The organism is Parahoeflea alexandrii (genome assembly GCF_027214025.1).
In the GTDB taxonomy this organism is placed as follows: domain Bacteria; phylum Pseudomonadota; class Alphaproteobacteria; order Rhizobiales; family Rhizobiaceae; genus Hoeflea; species Hoeflea alexandrii_A.
This window is the reverse complement of record NZ_JAPWHB010000010.1, coordinates 66,245-88,071: the sequence shown is the minus strand read 5'-3', so window position 1 is coordinate 88,071 and position 21,827 is coordinate 66,245. Positions and strand designations below refer to the sequence as shown.

The following is a 21,827-nucleotide window of genomic DNA, read 5'->3' as shown; positions in this document are numbered from 1 at the left end:
GTTGGAGGGAGATCAGATAAAGTTGCAGACTTTTTCGGTTCGATCTCCTGACCAAACAAGGCTGAAAGGCCGGTACTAAGAACCGGCCTCTTAACGCGTGATCAGTGAGAACGAGATGTCGTTCTCGGTCAGCCGGATGCCGAGATAGGTGGCCCCGAAGTTCCGGTCGAAACTCGGAACGACGAGGTCGGCGTCGATGAACTCGATCCCGTCATCGCGCCCGAAATAGCGGCGCTTGTAGTCCCACCAGTCATCAGTGCCCTTCGGGTGGCATTCATTCGAATAGACGACTAGCGGCTTTTGGCCTTCGGCGAGCTTGCCGTTGGAGATGATGTATACGCCCTCGTCGCCAACGAGCCAGAAGCCGGACTTCTCGCCGTCTCCCGGGCGGCTGCCGTAGTACGGATTGCGGAAGCCGCCATTGGCGGCGGCACCCTCTTCGCCGTGCGCGATGACCTTACGCACTGCCATGATTGGAAAGGTGAACATGACGACCCTCACGCGGCTTCGGGCAGCGGCAGGTGGCGCAGATGCACCGGCAGCTTTTCGGAAATTTGCGCGTCGGTCAGTTGTTCGAGCAGCTGGAAGCTGGTGCCAGGCCGACCGTACACCATGACGGTGCGCTTGCCGCGATGCTCGGGCCGGAAGTCCGCGCCGGCATAACCGCGATAATCATTATCGGTCGCGCTCCAGATGTGTTCGATACGCTCTTCACGCGTCATTGCCTTGACCGGCTGGCGCTCGCGCTCGACGATTGCATCGCGCATATCATAGGGCGAGCGCGGATCGGAAAGATCGCAATAGACGTGGAAGAACCGCGTCACTTGGTTGATGCGCAGCGTATAGAATACGCTGGTGATGCTGCCGGTCAGGAATTCCCGCATGGCGAACATCTCGCTGCGCATCCACAGCGGCGGCAGGATTTCCAGCATGGAGTCATGTTGGGCTTGTGCAATTTCGAACCATTCGCCGGCGTAAAGCGCACTGTCGTCTTTCTGCCAGCGGTCGGGTCGCCCAGCATGGCGGTCGAAGAGTCTGAACATCTGATGGCGGTCGGCGGTGCCGAAATAGATTTTTCGGATGGGTGCAAGAGAGGTCATGGCGGGCTCCTTCGAGGCCTGTCACGGGCTGGAGCGCGGCGCACCCTTTCGGCATCACCATCTTCTTCAGCCCTTCCGGACCCCTTCCCGCAGCCGCCTCTCCGTCCGGCCGGGTCAAGGGCCGGCATCAGCCGGGCGGAGCTTCACCCTTGAGGCGGACGGCGGGCATGCGGCACGCCGCCTTCCTCCTCTCTCTTCTTCTCATTCCCTCTTTTTCAGACTGGCGTTCCAGTCATCAGACGGTGGCCTGAGCCGCTGCCAGTTGCAGCCTTGCTTCTCGGCGAGGATCCGCAGGCGTTCGGCAAATGTCTCGCCCTGGCTGTTGGCGTCGGTCGCCGCGACCAAGAGAGCGTCCGGGCGGGCGGCAAGCCCGCGAAGGGCGGCTTCGGTCGATGGCGACCAGCCGCCGCCGGTGCTGAGATAGAGCGTTCCGGGCGACAAGCGTTCGATCGCCGCAAGGCTCATGGCGTCGATCGCTGCCTCGTTGACGCAAAGCCGCAGCGCGTCGGCGGGTCCGAACCGGAATAGGACCTTTGCGCCGCCGGTCGTGAACCCGCGCCACTCCGGACCTCGTTCCTCCCAGCCGGTGACGTGACCGGCCTCATCGACATGGCCGGCCCACATACTGCCATGCGGGCCTTCGCGCAGCACATCGGAAGCAATAGCTTGGCGCAGAACCGGGTCGGGAATACCGCGCATCTCGCTGAGATAGCGCCATGTCGCCGAGCCGCGCCACGGCTTGCGGCGGCTTTGCCAGCGTTCCGCCACGGTCTGGTCCAGCGTCCTCTCCCTGGCCTGACGGGTCCAGGCGGGCTCTGACGGCGTGAAGCCGATGAGGTCGGCGACAACATAAAGGGCGGCGGCGAACGGGATCCCGTCGAGATGTTCAACAAGGCGGAACACGTCGCCCTTGGCGTCCGACAAGGGGTCAAACCAGCCCCTGCCCTCATGAATGACGATGACGATGTCGTCACCGTGGCGGTACTTGACCGCCTTGCGGGTGCTTTCCTTCAGATCGACGGCAAATCCGGCGGATTCCAGGACGGCTCCGCAGGCGACTTTTTCCCTCAGTTCTTCCAATTCGGCTTTTTTCATTCACTCTCCGCGTTCCGCGCGGTCCTCTGTCCGGGTTTCCGCTCCCTCACTTTTCGGGGCGGGACCCTGAGGCCGCGAAGAGCAAGGCAGGACAAGGGCGCGGATGGCAAGCCGGCAGTTCTGACGGGTCGGGGTGTTCGCCGCCAGACGCGGCGAAGCCTCCCTTGCCGGCCGCTGCGCGCAAGCGGTACCCGGTTTCTCTGCTACCTCCGTCCTGTCCAACCGCATCGTGTCAGTGATGCCACGCAAAGGCTTCCGTTTCGCCAGCAACACAGCATGAAGGCAATGCTAGACTGCCAATTTGGTCACAAACGAAACGGAAGGGGTGCGAAACCACTCACCGACCAAAGAAAATTATGCGGGGACGGTACTCGCTTCGTATTCGGCTATCGCATGGTTTCCAAATCGTATGTCGCCACTGTCGCATTCGCGGTGCATTTGAAATAAATGCAAGTCTCTGATTTTCCACAGTTTTGATCTGACTTCGGTAGCCTTTTCCCATCAACTTTGGGGAAAGGTTCAACATGGGAAAGTCAGTTATTGCGGCGCTTGCGCTCGCCTTGTCCTGCGGCGCCGCCGGCGCCAATGCACTCCATCTCAATCCGACGCAGCCCGCCAGCGCCGCAAACATGGAGACATTCGGCAGAACGACAATACCTATCGGCTATTATGACTATTGCCAACGCTACGCCGATCGCTGTGACCGCCCGGCAGATGGCCAGATCGTCGAATTGACACGCGAACTCTGGAAGGACATCATCCAGACCAACCACGACGTGAATACAGCTGTTGCTCCTCTGCCCGACAGCGAGATTTTCGGGGTTGAAGAGCGTTGGGAGTATCCCACCAATGTAGGCGATTGCGAGGACTACGCACTGGAAAAGCGTAAGCGCCTAAATCAGCGCGGAGTTCCGCTGGGTGCGCTATCTATGACGGTTGCACGGGACGCAAACGGAGGCGGACATGCCGTCCTGACCGTTGTCACAGACCGGGGGGATTTCGTTCTGGACAACGTTGAACCTCGGGTTTTGCTCTGGAAAGAAGCAGAACTCTATTTCCTGAAGCGCCAATCGCAACATGATCCCAATACTTGGGTCAGTCTCGTCTCTGGTTAAATTGTTGGCTGGAGGTCCATACCCAAACACCTCCAGCGCCTACAACAAGAGCCAGCAAAAAGCTCGCGAACCCTCCGTATAGTGCTTCCATCATGTTATGGCCTCCGGCAAGACAAAAAAGGCCAAACAGGATTGCAAAGCCCGAATAGGCCGCCAGGGTGGTCGCGCTGAAAAGGCCGATACGTGACAGCAGGTTAGAAAGTCCGGTGTGATTCATTGCCTAATTATGGATGCACCGTCGGTACCCGGCCAATCACTTGTCGGTGATAGGCTGTGAAGGCAACGGATCCATCTGGGCTTCAAACTGCAGGTGAGTAATGCTCACGCCAAACATCGTTGCTGCGAAGCAGCACAGCGCCAAAAGCAGATAGATATTCCGGCGCCTGCGCTGCCGCGCCAATGTGTGCGATTCTTCGATCGAAAGTCGCAGAGAAGTGTCGGTCATTTTTTTGTCCATTGCCTGATCTTGCCAATTTGTCGAGATCGATACACGAAGCTGCTAGTCACTGGAAGGCACGCTGACCCGAAAGACTGCGACGCGCTTCCAAAAGAAGCTGGTTCCCAGCTCGGATGTACGACCCGCTATCGTAATCGGGTGGATGATCGTCTCTGCTACTGGATGTTATCCGAGCAGGGTGCCGAGTGGATGGAACTCGGTGCGGAGAAGGACGTCATGAGCGGGCCAGGACCATGGATTGGCATGTCTCCAATCTTGGCTGATTGTACGACGGCCTGACCAATATTCTAGGTCGAGCGCAAAAGTCCCAAGCGGGAGCAGAGCACGGGAACGCCCGACCCTGATCCGGGCGGCAATCCACCACGCCCCAATCGCGCTTGGCAAAGGTAAGGACCGTTTTCGGCATTCGAGGGAGATCTCCCTCGTCAGCATGGTGCGCTCGGGAGTCCCTGCTGGTACCGCAGTATTGCGCCTAAACAGTTTCAATGGCTAGGACTGCCCACCCCACCGCCCCCAAATCGCGTGGTCCCTTCTCGGTGCTAAGCTAGCCCCGAGCCCAATTCCGGTGAGCCGGCTTATACGCGCCAGGAAAACGAGCCCTTCATGGGACCAAAGAGGAGTGGCGGGTGAATCTGCCGGCAATTATCTATCTAATGCATGTCGCGTTCAAATGGACTCATTTGAACGCGACATGCATTGATTCAAAGAGTTACAGCGTCCTTTGCGCATCCGATTGGATGCGCGGCGCTGTAGTCGATAGGTTTCGAGCACACCACACGCATCTTGTCCTCGGGCCAAGTCCGGCGCGTCAAGAACACATCAAATGTCATTCTCGAAGCGAAGAACGTGGCGCGGCTTGAGCGGACCGAAATTTTGCTTCATCCGGAAATGCAAGTTCGATTGGAGAACTGTGCCAAAGCCTTTGCACTCAGAAACCTGCACCTGGTGCGATTGCTGCGAGGTCCTTGAGAGACGCCGTAAGGTTGGACTTGCCGCCCTTGTAGCCGAACACGTAGTTTGCGGTGCCAGAAATCGAAAACAGCGGCTTATAGCTTTCTTTCGCCGTGTCTGCTTCAACAGCATCAGTCACGTTGTCGAGGATCAGACTACGATTTTCAAAAGCAACAGACAGGACGGCGTGAAACAGATTACGGCTGGTATCCTTGAGCACGACTATTTCCATGGCGCTCATAGGAACATCGAGGCGCGCCAGCAGAGCCATTTTCAGGATGGCGTAGTCTTCGCAATCGCCACTGCTGCGATCCAGAATTTCACTGGGCGTCGACCAATAGTCAACCCGGTCATGGTTCTGGTCGTCTGCCTTGTAGGCGACAATTCTGTTGACTGAAGCTGAAACGTGGCGGAGTTGCTCGCTGACCGTTGATCCGCTCAACGCAAGTTGATCGGCAAGGTCTGCGCACTTTTCGGTGCAAATGTCGTCGGACGTGCCGGAAGCGACAGCCTTCTTGATCAGGCCGGATATGCGGGCACCACTCTTGATCTTGCCGAAGCGGATCCTGTAGGCGCCGAACAAAGGCGCTTCCTGACGAATTGTCTGGCTGATCGACACTCTAGCGGGAACCGACATCGCAGGAATCGAGGCGGTGATGATCTGGGCCTGGTCGATCGTCTTTTCATTGAGAGCCGGATTCTCCGCCAGGCCCTGATCGGCAAGTTTTGTGAGCGCCGATGGTAGTGCGAGGTCGTTGGTGGAAGCAAGGTCAAAGACAGGATCGACATCAAGATCAAGGGGAGCGAGGCCGGCTTGGGTCAGGTCAAGGGTCGTGGTGAGGTATGCCGTGCTCAGCCACGCTGAACCCCGGGCGACATTCCGGTTCTGCACGAGGGGAGCGGCGGCACTGGAGCTCATAAGAACTTCAGGATTTGTTTCGAGTGTTTCGTAGGCATAAGCCTGTGCGAATGAAGCGCAGAGCAACACGAGTGCGGATGCAGATACATTGGAATATGATTTCGCTTTATATTGAATTTTCATCTTATTATTCTCCCCTTCGTTGAGGAGAAGAATACAATGCAGAGTATAATATCCCGAAAATGGGCATACTTAACGAATTTATACTTATTTCTCTAAAAATTTATCCAATTTCATTGCGAGACCCCATCGTTCGTGGTTGGGCATTTCCGCTTCTGCGGAGCATCCTGATGAATCGCTGGGTCGCCGCGCGGTTGCGGCTGAATTTAATCTCTCAATCTGCGACTTTTCATGCTGTCATGTCGTCAGGATCAGCTTGCAGGTATCGCATCCTGCGGTCGCATGCTTTGTCCCGAAGATATTTCCTCAATCTCGTCGGAGATAGGTTCATGAAGGCACGGCTGAGCGGCAAAAAGCGCAGTCTTCGGGTAGAGTAATACCAAGCTTCATTGATAGGAACCTATCTCATGACATCAATCCGGTTCATTCGTGCAGACGCGGTGCTGGGCATCGGGCAAGCATCGCAACGCAGCCGATGGCCGGTTTCATGTCACCAGAGGCCGGGTTCCTTTGCCCGCAGGCGGCGTTGCGCCCGGCTTGAAGTGCCCGGCACTACCGCGCCAGACGCTCCTAGCCTGCGGGCAAAATAATCCCGGTAAAATAGGTTCCTATCAATGAAGCCTAGTATAACATGCGCAGAGATCAAAATGCTCCCTTCCGTCTCAAGTCAGCTGCATCAGAGCCATGCCGGAATTGTTGCCGTTGTTTCGTATCACGGTCTCCGCCGCTGGATCCGTCATGCAGCCATTTTGGAACCGAACATTGGCGCCAGACGGACATATGCCAGCTCGCTTACAAGTTCGATCAAAGTCTGCGTGACAATGATCGCCGGAAGCAGTGGGACAGCGCCGGGAACAGCAAATGCCAGCGGAAGGACGACGAGAGAATTACGCGTTGCGGCACTGAACGCGACGGCCCGCCCGGCTGGCGCATCAAGGCGAAACAGCCTGCTCATACCCCATCCCGCCAAGGGTGCAATAATCGCATACGCCACGTAAATCGGGACGACCCGGAACGTGTCATCAAGTGCTGGGCCGAGTTGCGGCACCACAGCGGCCACGACAACGAATAAAACAAGCGCTGTCGCGGGAACGGGGAGCAGTCCAAGAACCGAGGTTGCACGTGCCCCCACGACACTTTTGATGGCCCAAAACTGGACGAGAGCGGCGAAGAGAAGCGGGACCGCAATCAACCAGACGAATGCGTGAACAAATGGCCCCGCCTTCACGAAGGACCCAGCCTCAGGGCCAAGGAACAGGCCCAGGTAGACAGGAAGCATGATCATCTGGATGATCAGAAGCGCGGGCGTCGCAGCCAGCAGGAGACGGGCGTCGGCACGACCGAGATGCGAGAACGTTACGACATAGTCGATGCATGGCGCGAGAAGCACCAACAGCACGCCCAGCCTTATCATCGGATCGGGCGGCAGAAACTGGATAAGGGCTCCTATCAGAACAGGAATCACAACAAAGTTGGTCAGCAGCAGAACGCCAAGAAAGCGAAAGCGCGAGAAGGCCACTCGCAACTCGGCAAGGGGGACCTGGAGGAAGGTCACGAACAGCATGAATGCAAGCGCGGGATTGATGCCGACCTCCAACGCCGTCATTCCGTTGAGAGTGACCGCTGCAATCGCGCCGAGGACGACAGTGCCAAGATAGATGGCGATCTGACGGTTTTCGAGGGTTTCACGCAGGAGGGTCAATTGAACTCTTTCGTTTGTCATTTTGGCTTCGGGGAAGTTCTATATGGAATTACGGGAATGGCTATCCCGGTGGCGCCCATCTTTTTGTCAGACCCAATAGCGGGATGTGAGTGACGCAATCTATGCCATGCGCGCCTTGAAGGCGGCGCATCCAGCGTGCAGGTGATTGGGGGGGCTTCGGTCTCCTCAGCGGTGGGGCATGCAACGCAGCCGCATTGATTGGTTGCAGATGTCGCGAAAGTGCTTCCACCCACAACAGTTTAGCGACGAGTGAGGAAGTATCCGACTTCCCACCGGCAGGATGAATATCAGAGCTTGTGGGGTCCAACAGGATCGAAAGGCAACCTGTCGCCGCAAGCCGGATCAATGTCGGAACTCTTCAAGAGCACAGCATGAGTTTCGTCGTGAAGGCGGCTTGTTTTGCGACCACAACACCAAGCCAACAGAGCCGGTCAGCTAGCTGCTTTCAACAACCTCTGGATCTTCAGCAGAGCCACACGCCGATCCTCGTGATAATCGATAATCCCGCCAAATCGCCCGTCGGCCCGAAACAGGAACACGCCGGCGGTATGGTCCATGGTATAGTCATCCTCCGTCGGCACCTTCTCGAATGTTGCGCGGAATTCTTCCGCGGCGCGCTTGATCTCAGCAAGTGACCCCGTCAGGCCGGTGATTCTTGGATCGAAGTTCGAAAGGTAGTCGGCAAGAACCTGTTGAGTGTCGCGCTCCGGGTCGACACTGACCAGAAAGATATTCATCCGGTCGGCGTCAGGGCCGAGATCTTGCAGCCAGAGCGAAATATCGCTCAGCGTTGTCGGGCAAACATCGGGGCACCAGGTAAAGCCGAAAAAGACCATTGTCGGGCGGCCAATCCACTCTGATGGACTCACCGTCACGCCATGATGGTTCGTCAGGGTGAAGGACATCTTGCCGATGGGCAATGGCAACAGAGCAGAGCCCGGTTGCAGGCTGTCCCGGCTCTGCCACCACCCCAGACCGAGCGTGAAGGCCAGTGCGCCAACGCCCGACGCCCCGGCAACAAGTAGCGTACGGCGTCTCAATCTTTTTTGTCCACGCAGCCTGCATCTTTCGCACCCATTCCCCGGATCGCCACGGGAACGGTCACGTCGCCTGCCTCGCGGAACTTCAGTGTAACCGGGAACGTCTCGCCTTCCTTCAGCACCTGTGTAAGACCCATCAGCATGCCGTGATAGCCGCCTGGCTCCAATTGCACGGTGGAATCTGCTGGCACGGGGATCGCCGGCGCGTGCGGCATCGAAGCCACGCCATCCTTCACCACCGTTTCGTGCAGCATGGGCTTTCCGGACACCGGCGTCGCGATGCCGGCAAGCGCATCGTCCGTCGCGCCGGTGTTGCGGATGGTGATATAGAAGGCGCCGGGCCGGGCCATTCCGATCGAAGCTCGCGACCAGGCTTCCGAGATTTCGAGCGAGCCAAGTTGAACGGTTTCACACGCCAGCACCGGGGTGGCGGATAGGCTGAGAAGGAGAGCGGTCAGAAGATATTTCATCGTATTCACAATCTTTGCTTGAGGTCGTTCAGGATTTCACTTGCTGGCGTGCCATAGCTGAACTGACGCAGCCAGTCACCGTCAGGTCCGATCAGGTAGAGTGATGCGCTGTGTGCCATAGTGTAACCGTCCGGCGCGCCGGAATTGTTCTCGCGCTCATGAAACTGCCGGCTGCCGCGCGGGTCTGCACCTCGTCGCCGGCCAGACCGAGGATTGAGGGGTGAAAGGCCGCGGTATATTCAGCAAGTTCCAGGCCGCGGTCTCGTGTCGGGTCGATGGAGATCAACAGCGGTTGCACAAGGTCAGCCTGGCCGCCAAGACCATCCATCACCTGCGCAACCTCGATCAGCGTCATGGGACAGACATCAGGACAATTGGTGAAGCCGAAAAATACCAGAAGATGCTTGCCCGAAAATTCTTCCGTGGTCCGAAGCCGCCCTTCAGCATCGGGCAGCGCGAAAGTTGGGCGGAAGGGAGTATCAGCCGGGGGTGCTGTCGCACGGTTTTCCATAAGCACGAGCCCGGCGAAGACCAGCAAAGCCGCACCAGCCACCTCCCAGAGAATCTTCTGCACACCCGTCATTTGCACTGGTTCGTTTGCTTCCGTTCCCCTACCTTTAGAACCTCAAGCCCCTAGAGCTTCAAGTGCCATCACGGCCACTGAGCGGTCGTCCGAAGTGGACACCAGCGAGTTTGCGTGGAGCGCAATGGTCAGATCCCATGTCGCAGGGCGCAACGCCACACGCTTCATGCCAGATCACCAAATCCCGGCGAACAAATGATTCCCGCCAGTACGAATACTCTAAACCTTGATCAGTGCCGCAGTGGCATACATGAACGCGATTCCGCCAAGAAAGCCTCCGATCACAGCAGGGGAAAACAGCACGGCCTGGCGGCCACGGTTCTGGCGCATCAGATAGGAACCGACTTCGATCATCACCTGGAGGATCGCGCCGGCGCCAACTGCCAACGCCAATGCTGACCATTGAGGTGCATAGGCGAGGCTGCCCGCCCACATGCCCAGCACGGCCGGACCGCCTGCCAGAAGCGTCAGGGCGGGGAAGGTCCACAGCGGAGGACGGAATCGCAGCATCGGTGCCGCGATGCCGATCCCTTCGGTCACATTGTGCAGGGCAAAGCCAAGGACCAAGAAGGTGCCAAGTCCCGCCGACCCGGCGGCAAAGGCGCCGCCGATCGCCAGCCCCTCGCCAAAATTGTGCAGTCCGATGCCAAGGGCGATGAAAAACGCCAAGGCAAGACCCTCGGGCTGGCCCCGCCAGCGTCCGATCGCCATTAACAGCAGAAAACTCGACAAACCCGCCAGCCAGACCATGGCAGACCCCTGGAATAATGCGGCGGCCCCGGCTGCCAACTCGAGCGCCTCGGCGGTCATGTCGACGAGCAGGAACGCCAGCAGACCCACGGTCAGCGCGAGCAGGAAATTCATCCCGGTCGACCCGACACCGCGCATGGCCGGATAGAACATCAGACCAAGCGCAACCGGCAGAAGACCGACAATCGCCCCGATCAGCGCCTGTGTCCGCAACTGGGTGCCCGTGGCCTTTGGCGTCGGCACGGCCACCGCGATTTCATGCTCAAATCCCGTTCCCGTGCTCGACAGCAGATTCACCAGGTGGGCCTCTCCAAGAACCCAAGGATAGGGAATCCGGACCCAAACGGCGTCGCCCCGCTCGATCGGTCCGACCGGGTCCTGCGTGAAGGACCAGAACGCGTCGTCCACCGCCACTTGGGCAATCACCATGGGATCTGATCCTCCGGCGCGGACCCTCAGCCCGATTCCGGTCTCGTCAAGAATGGTCCGCTCCACAGTTAGCGCTTCGACCGGCGGAGCGCCGTTGTTGAAACCGCGCAGGGGATCGATGGAGGCGATCCAGACAAATGCGACGAGCATGGCCGCAAGCGGCACCAGAACCAGCATAAGCCGGGTCAGCGCGGATCGGCCCGTGTGGGTTTGATCGCTCATGCTGCGGGCTCCTGTACGTCGAACATGCCGATCCAGCCAAGTTCGGTGAACTCGGACTGATGTGCATGAAACATGTACATGCCGGGTTCGTGCTCGGCGAAACTGAACTCCAGGATTCCGCGCTGCGCCTGGCACTGCATGATCACATCGACTGTGCGCTGGGTCGGCGTCAGGGTGGTTCCTGTGTCGTAATAGTCAAAGAAATTCGCGTGCAGATGGAAGGAGTTGATCGGGTCGAATTCCGTCACATTCAGGAGGTAGATCCGGATCGGGCGCGACTTGTCGATGCGGATAGGCACGTTCATATAGGCTTGGCCCACGGTATTGCAGGCATAGACCTCGTTGCCGCCGTCGAAATTGGTGTCGAAGGCATTCATCACCATCGCCATCTCCTGCCATTCGGCATTCTCGGGGCTTCCGAGCAGGCGCGAGGCGGCCACTGCCGCATGTTCGGGGTGCAAGGCCGGGTCAGGATCGATGACGAAAAGGCCATACATGCCCTTGTGCATGTGCCGCTTCAGCGGCAGCGCGTGGCAATGATAGAGGTGACAACCGAATGGCTTGGCGTCGAATTCATAGATGAATTCTTCGCCGGGCCCGATCAATCCGGCGCCGGGAACCCCGTCCATCCGCGCCGAATGGATGCCGTGGAAATGCATGGAATGGGGATGGGAGCCGAAGTTGCGGAAAATGATTCGCAACCGCTCGCCTTCTTTTGCCCTCAGGGCTGGACCCGGAACGCGACCATTGAAGGTCCACGCCGGGAAGAAAATCCCGGGGGCGATTTCGATTTCCCTGTCGATGGCGTCGACTTCGAAAATGCGCAACGTCCGGCCCTCAGGCAGCAGTTCAGTCCGCCCCGTCTCCCAGTCCGTCAGCATTGCGGTCGGGTCGAAGCCGTTCTTGGCGTGATCGACCAAGCCAACCGTCGTCATGTTGCCATGGGCCATGCCCGGCATCGGCGCAGCATAGGGATCAGCTTGCATGGCGGACATGTTGTGTCCCTCCATTGAGCCGGGCACGGTCTGCGACTTTGCGCCGCTTGCCATTATAGCGGCGCCGCTGGCAGTAGCAAAACCACCGATAAGCAACGCGCGACGAGACGGGTCAACCGGAATAACGGCGTCCCCAGGCGCGGAGATCGGCAGGGACCGCTCCAATGCGGTCCCCTTGTCGCGCTTATGGTCGGGTACATTGCTGGGCATGGGTCAAGGCTTTCCGGTGAGAGCGTCGCGCGTGAAGTCTCGGCGCACATAGTTAGTCTTTGCTAACTTTTCACACCGCGCATTTACTTGTCAAGCCACACTGTGCAACATGCCGGAATGATGAAGAATGACCTATCACCAGCAGCGCCCAACGTGACCGATGAGCGCTCCGCAGATGCCAGGGCTGAGGTCTTTCAGGGCGTACGTGAGGCGCGGCGTAACGAGTTGGCCGAAGACTATGTCGAACTGATTGCGGACCTGATCCAGGAGCAGGGCGAGGCCCGACCGGTCGATATTGCCGCACGGTTGGGCGTGCGGGTGCCTACGGTGACAAAGACACTCGACCGGCTTGCCCGCGAGGGCCTGATCACCCGGGCCAAGTATCGCTCGGTTTTCCTGACCAGCGAAGGCAGCGCACTTGCCCTAGAATGCCGCCGTCGCCACGAGATCGTCCTGCGTTTCCTGATCCGTCTCGGACTTGACCCCGAGACAGCGGAGCGTGATGCCGAGGGGATCGAACATCATGTCAGCGAGCGGACACTCGCCCTTTTCGAATCCTATGCCAATCGGCCTTGATGAACCCTCACGAATTCTCGACCGCCCTGCGGACTTCGGCGATCAGGCCGTCCAAGCTGGGCTCTGACAGTTCGCGCCCGTTTAGAAAAAAGGTTGGAGTCTGACGGATTCCCACGGCTTCGACATCTGCCTTATCCTGATTCAGAATTGCTGTAATTCCGGGAAACAACCTGTCGCTCTTGGCCCGTTCCAGATCTAGCCCGGCAGCCGCGGCGATCTGCCAGGCCAAGTCCATGCGCGGTGCACCGTGCACAGCCCATGTTGGTTGCTGTTTGAGGATGGCATCGAGCACTGGTTCGAACTTGTCCTGCATTCGTGCGGTCTCCAGGATACGCACCGCCTCGTCCGAGCCTTCATGGAAGACAGTGTAGCGCATTACGACGCGCACCTGCTCCGGAAACTCCTCGCGTATTGCCTGAACAGCCGGATGAAAGGCCCTGCAGGCCTCGCAGGAGGGGTCGAAGAATTCGACAAGCGTCACCGGAGCCTCATCGGGGCCGAAGCTCGGCGAATAATCGCGAATCAACTGCGCCTTATCAATCGCCGGGGTCACGGCCACTGCCTCGGCCTCGGCCAATTGTTGACGCCCGGTCAGGAGAAAGGCGCCGCCTCCGAAAGCGGCTAGCCCGAGAGCCGAAGCTCCGATCAAGAGAGTGCGTCGGTTCATGCGCGTCTTCCTTTCGATAGAACAAGGCAGCTGAGGATCGCGGCAAAGGCGATCAACGAGAGATAGGGAATGGGCAGACCAATGACCGTCTGAGTCTGATCGGTGCATGACGGCCCGCTCTTTGCACAGGGCGCAATCGCCTGCTGGATCCAGCCCGAATAAAGGCCGGAGTGCCAACCTGCCAACACCAGGCCGGCCAATGCCAACGGCAGGCCGTAGGGTCGGGCCATACCATCGGAGCGCCAGATCGAAAGGCCGACGATAAGCACCAGGGGAAACATGGCGATGCGTTGGTACCAGCAAAGAGTACAGGGCATCTGTCCGAGAACTTCTCCAATGAAGAGAGCGCCAAGCGTTGCCGCCATAGCGATAACGAACGCCACCAGCAAGGGCATGTCCTCGCGGGACAATGATTGAAGGTCAGGATTGGTCAACGACAGATTCCTTGGATCGATGTGAAGAAAATGCGGCGAACAAGATACACAGGGCGCCAACCGTGATCGCGATATCAGCTGCATTAAAAGTTGGCCAGCGCCAGCTCTGCCAAGCGAGGTCTACGAAATCAGTGACGGCGCCCTGGCGCAGCCGATCAATGACGTTGCCAAGAGCACCCCCCACGATCAGAGAAAAGCCAACCTGTTCGATAGGGTAACGCGCCCGAAATGTCATGATGGCGAGGATCACTATCAACGTCCCGGTCAGCGCCGCCATGACCAGCGATTTGCCAGCCATGAGATCAGAAAACAGGCCGAAGCTCACCCCTTCGTTAAAGCCAAGCGTCAGATTCAATCCCGGAAAGACAGCCAGCGAGCTGCCCTGCGAGAGCAACGACAAGGCGGCTGCCTTGGTCAGTTGATCAGTGATCAATGTGGCTACGATCAGTGTGCAGACCCACCGAGCGTTCACGGATTCATCCTCTGGCGCAGGCCGATCCAACGTGGCACCGTCGCGGCGTAGCGGTCATAGTCCGGTCCCAAAGCCTGGCGAAGCGCAGCCTCCTCCGACCGAGCTTGTATCGAGGCCGACCAGAAGAAGATCAGCGGTGCAAAAATCGTCGGAATTGCTGGAATCGCGAAGCCGACACCTGCCAGGAGCATAAACTGACCCACAAAGGTGGGATTGCGGCTGAGCCGATAGAGTCCGTCTGAGACGAGGTTGCCGGTCGCTCCCTCGGCTACACCGACGCGCCACGAGCTCCCCATCGACATTTGTGCAGCGAAAGCAAGCATCGCACCGATCCCTGCTACGAACACGCCGATCACGCCAAGCGCTGCTGTTGAGCCTCGATCCCAGAACGGATCTATCCCACGCAAGACAGGCATCGCCAGCCACAGAAACGGCGCAAGAGAAGCCAGAACAAAGGCCGCACGGAACCCTATTGCAGCCCATCGGTCGCGTCCCTTGGCACGGCCAAACAGCCATACCGGCTTGCCTGCGGCTCGAGCTGCGATCGCGCTGCCCCAGAAAAAAAGCATAAGGTAGCCAAAAAGCAGGGCCAGAGCGGACCAGCCAAAACTGGAAATCATGATATCACGTTTCCCGTTCTGGATTGAAGCGCAGCAGTCGCAGTGCGTTCAGCGTGACGAGAACCGTCGCTCCTGTGTCGGCCATGATCGCGATCCAGAGACCGGTCAGACCCAAAACAGAAGTTACGAGGAACACCGCTTTCAAACCGAGCGCAATGGTGACGTTCTGGCGTATATTGGCCATCGCCGCACGGGTGAGGCGGATGGTGGCCGGGATGTCGGTCACTCGATCACGGAGGATGGCTGTATCGGCCGTTTCGAGCGCGACATCAGTTCCCGAACCCATGGCAACGCCAACGCTTGCCTGCTTGAGCGCCGGTGCGTCGTTGATGCCGTCGCCGATCATCATCACGCCGCCATGATCGCTCATCTCGCGGATGGCCGCTAGCTTGTCTTCGGGCATCATGTTGGCCTGGTACTCCATGCCCAGGCTTGCCGCGATCGCCGCCGCCGTGCGCGGGTTGTCCCCGGTCAGGATGAGCGGCGTAATGCCCATTGCTTTCAACTGGCGTATCGCTTCGGGTGCATCCGCGCGCGGTTCGTCACGCATGGCGATGATACCAAGCGATGTCTTTTCGCGGAATACCACAACGGCGGTCTTGCCCTGTTCCTCGAACATTGTCGTCTGGGCGAGGCCCGCATCGTCAATCCCAACATTATCCTTGGCATATCCGGGTGAAGTCACCCAGGCGGAGGCATCACCGACCGTGGCAATCACACCCTTACCCATCAGCGCCTTTGCATCACGTGACGGCGGGACTGCTATGCCTGCCTCCTCGGCCTTGTTCAGAATGGCGATGGCCAACGGATGGCTGGAGCCGCTTTCGACGCCCGCCGCGACGGCCAGAAGTTCGTCCTCGGTCGTTGTGCCAAAGGTTACGATATCCGTCACCTGCGGCCGCCCATGGGTCAGCGTCCCGGTTTTGTCAAAGGCAACGCGAGAAACCTTGGCTGCCGCCTCGATCACGGCGCCGCCCTTCATCAGAATGCCGCGCCGCGCCCCTGTTGACAGCGCCGAAGCGATGGAGGCGGGAACCGAGATCACCAGCGCACAGGGGCAGCCGATCAGCAGCAGCGCCAGCCCGCGATAAACCCATGTGTCCCAGGGCTGGCCAAAGGCCAGGGGCGGCACCAGCACGACCAGAGCCGCAACAGTGACGATGGCGGGCATATACCAGCGGCTGAAGCGATCAATGAACCGTTCGGTCGGCGCGCGTGCCTCTTCGGCCTCTTCCACGAGGCGAATGATGCGCGAGATGGTATTGTCTTGGGCGGTTTTAGTCACCGTGATCCGCAGCGCGGCTTCGGTGTTGATAGAGCCTGCAAAGACCGAATCACCAGGCCCCTTGTTCACCGGAACACTTTCGCCTGTTACCGGGCTGTCATCCACACCCGAGGTGCCTTCCTTGATCTCGCCATCCGCCGGGATGCGATCGCCGGGACGGACGAGCACGGTCTGCCCCACGGCAAGACTTGCCGCCGGGACTTCGCGCGTGGCGCCGTTGATCTCCAGAAGCGCTGTCTTCGGAACGAGATTGGCAAGCGCGCGAATCCCGTCGCGCGCCTTCCCTGCGGCAACACCTTCCAGAACTTCACCCACAGCGAAGAGAAATACAACCAAAGCCGCTTCTTCCGCCGCGTCTATGAACAACGCGCCGATGGCAGCAATCGTCATCAGGCTTTCGATAGTGAAAGGCTGTCCCATTCGCAAGGCTGCAAACGCTCTGCGTGCAACGGGAGCAACTCCGATCAGGCAGGCTGCGACGAATGCCCAATTGCCGACCTCTGGTATGATCAATTCCACACCCCAGGCGGCAACCAGAAGCAGGGCAGTAAATATCACCAGTTTACCCTTGGCGGTCTGATACCAGCGCTTGCCCCGATCAGCGGGATCGTCATGAACGTGGCCGGGGCCGCCGTGGCCGGAATCGTCAGTTGCTTTGCTGACTGCCTGCGAGCGACCGGTACCGTTTTCACCATGGTCATGTGCTTCGGCAGGTTCCTGCATTGCTTCGCGCGACACAATACCGTATCCAAGCGCACGAACGGTCTTCTCGACCTTGTCGCGGCTCGTCCTGCCTTCGTCCAACGTCAGGCGCAGGCGTTCGGACATGATGCCGACCTCAACCCCGGTCACCCCTGGCAGCCGCGCCACTGCATCCTTGATCTTCGTCGCACAGGATCCGCAGTCCATGCCAGACACTGTCCAGTCGCAGGTGATTTCGTTATCCGAATCCATTTTCGTCATCGTCTTTCCTTCGCCCAATGGCGAGCAAACGCCGGGCACTTGTCTTCATTAGACTACCACTCTAATGTCTCTAGCTACTGTAGCTTCAAGAGAAATTTTATGTTGACCATCGGAAAGCTTGGGCAGGCGGCAGGGGTTAAGGTGCCGACCATCCGCTATTATGAGCAAATCGGCTTATTGCCGGAGGCTGAGCGCAGCGCTGGCAACCAGAGACTCTACAGCCGCAAGGCGCTTGATCGCTTGACCTTCGTGCGGCATGCGCGGGAACTTGGTTTCACGCTCGACGCAATCCGCGATCTGCTCAGCCTCTCTGACAATCCTGATCAGCCGTGCGCAGCAGCCGATGCAATTGCTAAGGCTCAATTGGCGGAAATCGAGAAACGCCTTGCGCGTCTTGCCTCGTTGAAAGTTGAACTCAATCGCATGGTGGCGCAATGCGCAGGCGGCAGGATCGCCGATTGCCGGGTGATTGAGGTGCTGAGTAACCATTCGCTTTGTGCTACCGACCACCGTCACCCGCAGGCTGGGAATGACCATTGACCTTTTTTGCCTTCCTCGCTTCCATGTGGAGGGAGGCGAGCACCCTGTGTCCGCTGGCAGCAGAAGGACGACGTCTGTACACCTCTGCTCTGACTGGCACGCAGTTTGTGTTCCGGGCGCTAGCATGATTGACCGCGGATCCTGGAGAATTGAGAAACTCCTACCGGTTACCGGCCAGCGGATAAGGATTGTATGAACAGCACAAGAAAAAGCAGAGTGCTGGTTGTTGACGCTGCACGAGGGGCGGCAATCGCCGGCGTGGTTCTTTTCCATCTCGTCTGGGATCTGGAATTCACGGGATTGATCTCGGGCATCGCTTTTCATCCGCTATGGCTTGCATTCGGGCGTTTATTGGCCGGAAGCTTCATGTTCCTTGCGGGAGTGAGTCTGGTTCTGGCGCATGGCGCGCTGTTGAGGGCTCGGACATTTTTCCGCCGGTTCGCCATCATTGTTATCGCCGCCTTGGCAATAACCATTGTCACATGGCTGACATTCCCCGGCTCATTTGTGTACTTCGGAATACTGCATTCAATTGCGGTCGCAAGTCTCCTCGGGGTGGTTTTTCTCAAGCTCCCGGCTTCGGCCGGCCTGTTTGCCGGCCTGGCCATTCTGGCGCTTCCCTGGTACCTATCGCTGCCGGCCTTTGATCCCCGCTGGTTGGCGTGGATCGGCCTTTCAGCCAATCCGCCGCTCAGCAATGATTTCGTTCCGGTGTTTCCCTGGGCAGGCATTACACTTCTTGGCATCAGCTTCGCCAAGGTCGTGGACATCAGTAAGAGCTGGATGGCCAGTGCTGGTGCGGACAACGCTTTCTTCGCACGGCTTGGCTGGCTGGGCCGCCACAGTCTGCCGATCTATCTGCTTCACCAACCCGTGATGCTGGCGATCATCGTCCCTCTGTCGCGCCTGTTTTAGCGGGCTTTCGGTCCAGCGCCGAAGGGATCGGCAAGCGCTGCTTTCGGCCGACTAACGGGGACAGAAGTCAATGAAGTGATTTCCGACAAATATTGCGGGCCCTTCTTGGCCAGTATTTTTCGGAAGATCGGGTTCATTCCACCATCCGAATAAGCAAGGCCGACATTCTGGCCATCGCTGAGCAGTTCTTTCATTCTCTCAATATCCCGCACCGACTTCTCGGCCACTTGCTGGATTTCCGATTCAAATGCCGGACATTGTCCAAGCGGATCGGCGGGCACATTGCCGTTTGCGGGTTCGCCAAACCTGTAGCGTCCCTCGCAGAATTGAAACCGGGGAGGCTGACGCAAAACTTCAAAGCGATCATACCCGGCCTTCAGATCCATCCAGAAATCGAAATTTGGGTCTTCTCGACGCGCGGCAAGGTTTTCTGGCGTCATCCGAAACGGATAAGACTGGACTTGAACAGCTTGTTGCCCGCCACGCAAGGCATCCCGGACAAGCGCGTAAACTTCCGCAACATGCTCGTCAGAAATAGCAAAACAACCAGAGGAAGAACATGCTCCGTGAACCATTAGGGCCGAACCGGTATAGCCCTTTGCGCGCTCCAGCCGGTTCGGATAGCCGAGATCGAAGGAAAGGTAGTATTGCGACTTCGGGTTCAATCCACCTAGACCCACAGTGTAGAAACCTTCAGGTGCCTGACGGTCACCTTCGAGTTTTTTTGGACCCAAAACGCCCGACCATCGGCACATCGGATAAGTCTTCATCAGCGCATAATTGCCGGTCGCGTTTTGCTTCCAAACTTCCAGTTCACTCTCCTGTTTGAAGATGCGAACCAGCACCGGATCTGCGGGCTTCATGCCCATCTCCCGCATTTGCGCAATTGTCTTTTGGGGGATGGGAATGTTGCCTCGGTCATCAAGCTCAAGCGTCTTCGTCACACATCCAGACGCGATCACGCCCGCCAAAAGGACACCGATCAAACTGGGTCGAAACCCTTGTTTGATTTGTCGCTTGAAACCGATCATCTGCAGCATCATTTCCGTTTCTTGCCTTTGGCGTCAGATCACTATCAGCCGGGCTCCGCTGGTGACTCGGCCATAGAGATCAACAACATCCTGATTGATCATGCGCACACACCCGCTAGACACCGATTTACCTATTGTCCAGTATTCCGGCGATCCATGGATGCGATAGAGCGTGTCCACGCCATTCTGGAAGATGTAGAGGGCTCGCGCACCGAGCGGATTGTTTAGCCCGGGCGGCATGCCGCCATTGCTGGCGCTCCATTTTGCCAATTCAGGTTGTCGCTCGATCATTTCTTCGGGCGGAGTCCATTTCGGCCAAGCCTGCTTCCATTGGATCACGCCTTCACCCGACCACTCGAAACCCTGCCGGCCAAGGCCAACGCCATAACGCATGGCTTTTCCATTCTCCTGGATCAGATGAAGGAAATATGTCTTTGTGTTGACGATCACCGTTCCAACCGGATACGGGCTGGTCAAATCCACCTGCCGCCTCCAGAATTTTGATGGCACCTTGTCTATGTCTATCGCAGGCAAGGGGAACCGTTCGCCGGGCATCGGCCCGTACATTGCTCGTACATTGCTCAAATTTGGATTGGGCGAAGGTTTCTCGTCCAGCTGACCGGTCTGAGTTGCGGTTGTACATCCGGACAAGGCCAGTACTGAAGAGCCCGCTGCTCCAGCAATGAATTCACGCCGGTTCATGTGTTTTCATCTTTCACGAATGTGTGCATGGTTGACTCGCTTAATGACGTCATCGGGAAAAACGAGCCGCAAAATCAAAGCGGATCTGCGGCTCGCGAGTTCTTGAATGTGAAGAACGGTATTGATGCTACAGCACCACAACCCGGGCGCCGACCGGTACCCGCTCATAGAGATCTTCAACATGTTCGTTGATCATGCGGATGCAGCCATTCGAGACAGAACGCCCGATCGACGACGGCTCTGTCGTGCCGTGGATCCGGTAAAGCGTGTCGCCACCATCCCGATATAAATAGAGGGCTCGCGAGCCCAGCGGGTTGTTCGGGCCACCGGGCACACCCTTGGCGAAACGTCCGTACTTCTTCGGATTGCGTCTGATCATGTTTGCCGTAGGAGTCCATGATGGCCACTTGGCTTTTCGCCCCACCTCCGCCTGTCCGCGGAAAGCCAGGCCGGATCGCCCAACGCCCACCCCGTAACGGCGCGCCATATCTGCCTCGAGTTGCAAGTAAAGGAAGTGGTTTTTCGGGTCGATGATTATCGTACCGGGCTCATAACCGCTGAAACTAGTGCTTTGTGGCTCGAATTTCTCGTCCAGTTTGAACTTGTCGTCATGGGCGTAAGCGGGAAGCCCACTGGATACGGCTAGGCCAGCGCCACAGCCAAGAAGCATTTCTCTTCTCGATATCATGTTTCATACTCACGTCATTGAATTTTCCGATTGGCGCAGAATGCGCATTTGGATATTCAAGCGTGAGCGTCTGGCGGCCGAGGCACCACGTATCCAATGTCGAAGAAAAGCAAGGCTTTAAAGCTGGCGTCATGCTCCTGCGTCTCGTGCGTGATTTGTGAAACGCTCGAGACAGCAAATATCGCAACGTGCATCTGACAGTGCGCGGAAACTTTGCTTCCGCTTTTCTCACCCAGCGGGATGTCGCTTGAACCAAGCGCAAGATCACTGGCGATTTCATCGCATCCTACGGTTTCACCAAAGCTTTGGCACACAGGAACCAAATCCACCTCAATGGACGGATGCGCCAGCGCCGGAAGCGCCAGCAGCAATGCTGAAATGAAGGTCAATACGCGTATCATCTGACCCTTTTCGCCTCATTGATACAATTTGTCTACATGAACCATGATTAAGTTTTCGTGAAGAATGAGGTAGCATGTCGTTTGCGCACACGAACTGCAGCAGCCCAGTGGGAAACCGTCTGATTCGTCCCATATAGTCGCACCTGTGTAGCCAAAGTATCGCGCGCTCTTAGAGGTCAGTCTTACTCGCTTCTGAAGGGCCAGGAACAAAGCCGCCGTGTGTCTTCGATTCCCCGTGTTCCCCGACGGAGATCGGGCCAAGCCTTGGTCGTGACTGCGCCGACAATCTGGTTCTACGAGATAGGTCCGATCCCGACAGCACGGCGGTCAGTTTCCGAGCAACGCTGCTACGAA

General features: G+C 58.0%; 24 protein-coding genes. 4 read left to right on the top strand and 20 right to left on the bottom strand.

Translation table 11 applies throughout. The annotated features are described in order from the left end of the window. Positions 1-90: 90 nt before the first annotated feature. The 3 genes from O4H62_RS24740 to O4H62_RS24730 all read right to left on the bottom strand — a co-directional run bounded on the left by O4H62_RS24740 (position 91) and on the right by O4H62_RS24730 (position 2,195). Complete coding sequence (locus O4H62_RS24740; RefSeq protein ID WP_269391553.1) at positions 91-489, bottom strand: DUF3085 domain-containing protein; 399 nt, start codon at positions 487-489, stop codon at positions 91-93. A gap of 8 nt (positions 490-497) precedes the next feature. Further along, positions 498-1,100 carry a DUF1419 domain-containing protein gene (locus O4H62_RS24735; protein ID WP_269391552.1) on the bottom strand — a complete coding sequence of 201 codons (603 nt, stop codon included), beginning with the start codon at positions 1,098-1,100 and terminating at the stop codon, positions 498-500. 201 nt (positions 1,101-1,301) lie between these two features. After that, positions 1,302-2,195 (bottom strand): DUF3991 and toprim domain-containing protein, encoded by an 894-nt coding sequence (locus O4H62_RS24730; RefSeq protein ID WP_269391551.1) that lies wholly within the window; start codon positions 2,193-2,195, stop codon positions 1,302-1,304. Positions 2,196-2,719: 524 nt separating this feature from the next. Between O4H62_RS24730 and O4H62_RS24725 the strand changes: the two genes are divergently transcribed. Further along, positions 2,720-3,310: a transglutaminase-like cysteine peptidase gene (locus O4H62_RS24725; RefSeq protein ID WP_269391550.1), complete on the top strand. Its 591-nt coding sequence runs from the start codon at positions 2,720-2,722 to the stop codon at positions 3,308-3,310. Positions 3,311-3,563: 253 nt separating this feature from the next. On the opposite strand, the gene O4H62_RS24720 is transcribed toward O4H62_RS24725, so the two are convergent. The 8 genes from O4H62_RS24720 to O4H62_RS24685 form a co-directional block, all read right to left on the bottom strand. Then, positions 3,564-3,755 carry a hypothetical protein gene (locus tag O4H62_RS24720; RefSeq protein ID WP_269391549.1) on the bottom strand — a complete coding sequence of 64 codons (192 nt, stop codon included), beginning with the start codon at positions 3,753-3,755 and terminating at the stop codon, positions 3,564-3,566. A gap of 940 nt (positions 3,756-4,695) precedes the next feature. After that, a complete protein-coding gene (locus O4H62_RS24715) occupies positions 4,696-5,760 on the bottom strand; it encodes a transglutaminase-like cysteine peptidase (protein WP_269391548.1) in 1,065 nt (354 codons plus the stop codon). A 733-nt stretch (positions 5,761-6,493) separates the two neighbouring features. Beyond that, positions 6,494-7,480, bottom strand: coding sequence for an arsenic resistance protein (locus O4H62_RS24710; protein ID WP_269391547.1), 987 nt, complete (start codon positions 7,478-7,480; stop codon positions 6,494-6,496). Between the two features lie 431 nt (positions 7,481-7,911). Beyond that, positions 7,912-8,520, bottom strand: coding sequence for an SCO family protein (locus O4H62_RS24705; protein WP_269391545.1), 609 nt, complete (start codon positions 8,518-8,520; stop codon positions 7,912-7,914). Further along, positions 8,517-8,990 (bottom strand): copper chaperone PCu(A)C, encoded by a 474-nt coding sequence (locus tag O4H62_RS24700; protein ID WP_269391543.1) that lies wholly within the window; start codon positions 8,988-8,990, stop codon positions 8,517-8,519. The genes O4H62_RS24705 and O4H62_RS24700 overlap by 4 nt, the downstream gene beginning before the upstream one ends. 91 nt (positions 8,991-9,081) lie before the next feature. Continuing rightward, a complete protein-coding gene (locus O4H62_RS24695) occupies positions 9,082-9,573 on the bottom strand; it encodes an SCO family protein (protein WP_269391541.1) in 492 nt (163 codons plus the stop codon). A 219-nt stretch (positions 9,574-9,792) separates the two neighbouring features. Beyond that, complete coding sequence (locus tag O4H62_RS24690; RefSeq protein WP_269391540.1) at positions 9,793-10,974, bottom strand: metal transporter; 1,182 nt, start codon at positions 10,972-10,974, stop codon at positions 9,793-9,795. Continuing rightward, positions 10,971-11,969 carry a multicopper oxidase domain-containing protein gene (locus tag O4H62_RS24685; RefSeq protein WP_430538516.1) on the bottom strand — a complete coding sequence of 333 codons (999 nt, stop codon included), beginning with the start codon at positions 11,967-11,969 and terminating at the stop codon, positions 10,971-10,973. The genes O4H62_RS24690 and O4H62_RS24685 overlap by 4 nt, the downstream gene beginning before the upstream one ends. A 330-nt stretch (positions 11,970-12,299) precedes the next feature. On the opposite strand from O4H62_RS24685, the gene mntR reads away from it, so the two are divergent. Next, on the top strand, positions 12,300-12,755 hold the full coding sequence (gene mntR, locus O4H62_RS24680) for a manganese-binding transcriptional regulator MntR (protein WP_430538518.1): 456 nt from the start codon (positions 12,300-12,302) through the stop codon (positions 12,753-12,755). 7 nt (positions 12,756-12,762) lie between these two features. Here mntR and O4H62_RS24675 read toward each other — a convergent pair whose 3' ends face one another. The 5 genes from O4H62_RS24675 to O4H62_RS24655 are packed head-to-tail and all read right to left on the bottom strand — an operon-like array spanning position 12,763 to position 17,196. Further along, a complete protein-coding gene (locus O4H62_RS24675; protein WP_269391537.1) occupies positions 12,763-13,422 on the bottom strand; it encodes a DsbA family protein in 660 nt (219 codons plus the stop codon). Further along, positions 13,419-13,856, bottom strand: a complete 438-nt coding sequence (locus O4H62_RS24670) for a disulfide bond formation protein B (protein ID WP_269391536.1) — start codon at positions 13,854-13,856, stop codon at positions 13,419-13,421. The genes O4H62_RS24675 and O4H62_RS24670 overlap by 4 nt, the downstream gene beginning before the upstream one ends. After that, the gene (gene lspA, locus O4H62_RS24665; protein WP_269391534.1) at positions 13,843-14,328 is read right to left on the bottom strand and encodes a signal peptidase II; all 486 of its coding nucleotides are present in this window, start codon (positions 14,326-14,328) and stop codon (positions 13,843-13,845) included. The genes O4H62_RS24670 and lspA overlap by 14 nt, the downstream gene beginning before the upstream one ends. Next, positions 14,325-14,948 (bottom strand): methyltransferase family protein, encoded by a 624-nt coding sequence (locus O4H62_RS24660; RefSeq protein WP_269391533.1) that lies wholly within the window; start codon positions 14,946-14,948, stop codon positions 14,325-14,327. Before O4H62_RS24660 ends, lspA begins: the two co-directional genes overlap by 4 nt. Before the next feature lie 4 nt (positions 14,949-14,952). Then, complete coding sequence (locus tag O4H62_RS24655; protein ID WP_269391532.1) at positions 14,953-17,196, bottom strand: heavy metal translocating P-type ATPase; 2,244 nt, start codon at positions 17,194-17,196, stop codon at positions 14,953-14,955. A 99-nt stretch (positions 17,197-17,295) separates the two neighbouring features. Here O4H62_RS24655 and O4H62_RS24650 point away from each other — a divergent pair, with 99 nt between their 5' ends. Beyond that, entirely contained in the window at positions 17,296-17,736 is a 441-nt protein-coding gene (locus O4H62_RS24650; RefSeq protein ID WP_269391531.1) for a MerR family transcriptional regulator, read from the top strand. A 192-nt stretch (positions 17,737-17,928) separates the two neighbouring features. Then, complete coding sequence (locus O4H62_RS24645) at positions 17,929-18,651, top strand: heparan-alpha-glucosaminide N-acetyltransferase (protein ID WP_269391529.1); 723 nt, start codon at positions 17,929-17,931, stop codon at positions 18,649-18,651. On the opposite strand, the gene O4H62_RS24640 is transcribed toward O4H62_RS24645, so the two are convergent. From O4H62_RS24640 to O4H62_RS24625, 4 genes are all read right to left on the bottom strand, one after another. Then, on the bottom strand, positions 18,648-19,691 hold the full coding sequence (locus O4H62_RS24640; protein WP_269391560.1) for a L,D-transpeptidase family protein: 1,044 nt from the start codon (positions 19,689-19,691) through the stop codon (positions 18,648-18,650). The two genes, O4H62_RS24645 and O4H62_RS24640, sit on opposite strands and share 4 nt — an antisense overlap. Before the next feature lie 24 nt (positions 19,692-19,715). Next, positions 19,716-20,384, bottom strand: a complete 669-nt coding sequence (locus O4H62_RS24635; protein WP_269391528.1) for a L,D-transpeptidase — start codon at positions 20,382-20,384, stop codon at positions 19,716-19,718. 127 nt (positions 20,385-20,511) lie between these two features. Next, complete coding sequence (locus tag O4H62_RS24630) at positions 20,512-21,072, bottom strand: L,D-transpeptidase (RefSeq protein WP_269391527.1); 561 nt, start codon at positions 21,070-21,072, stop codon at positions 20,512-20,514. A 56-nt stretch (positions 21,073-21,128) separates the two neighbouring features. Further along, entirely contained in the window at positions 21,129-21,473 is a 345-nt protein-coding gene (locus O4H62_RS24625; protein WP_269391526.1) for a hypothetical protein, read from the bottom strand. Positions 21,474-21,827 lie beyond the last annotated feature (354 nt).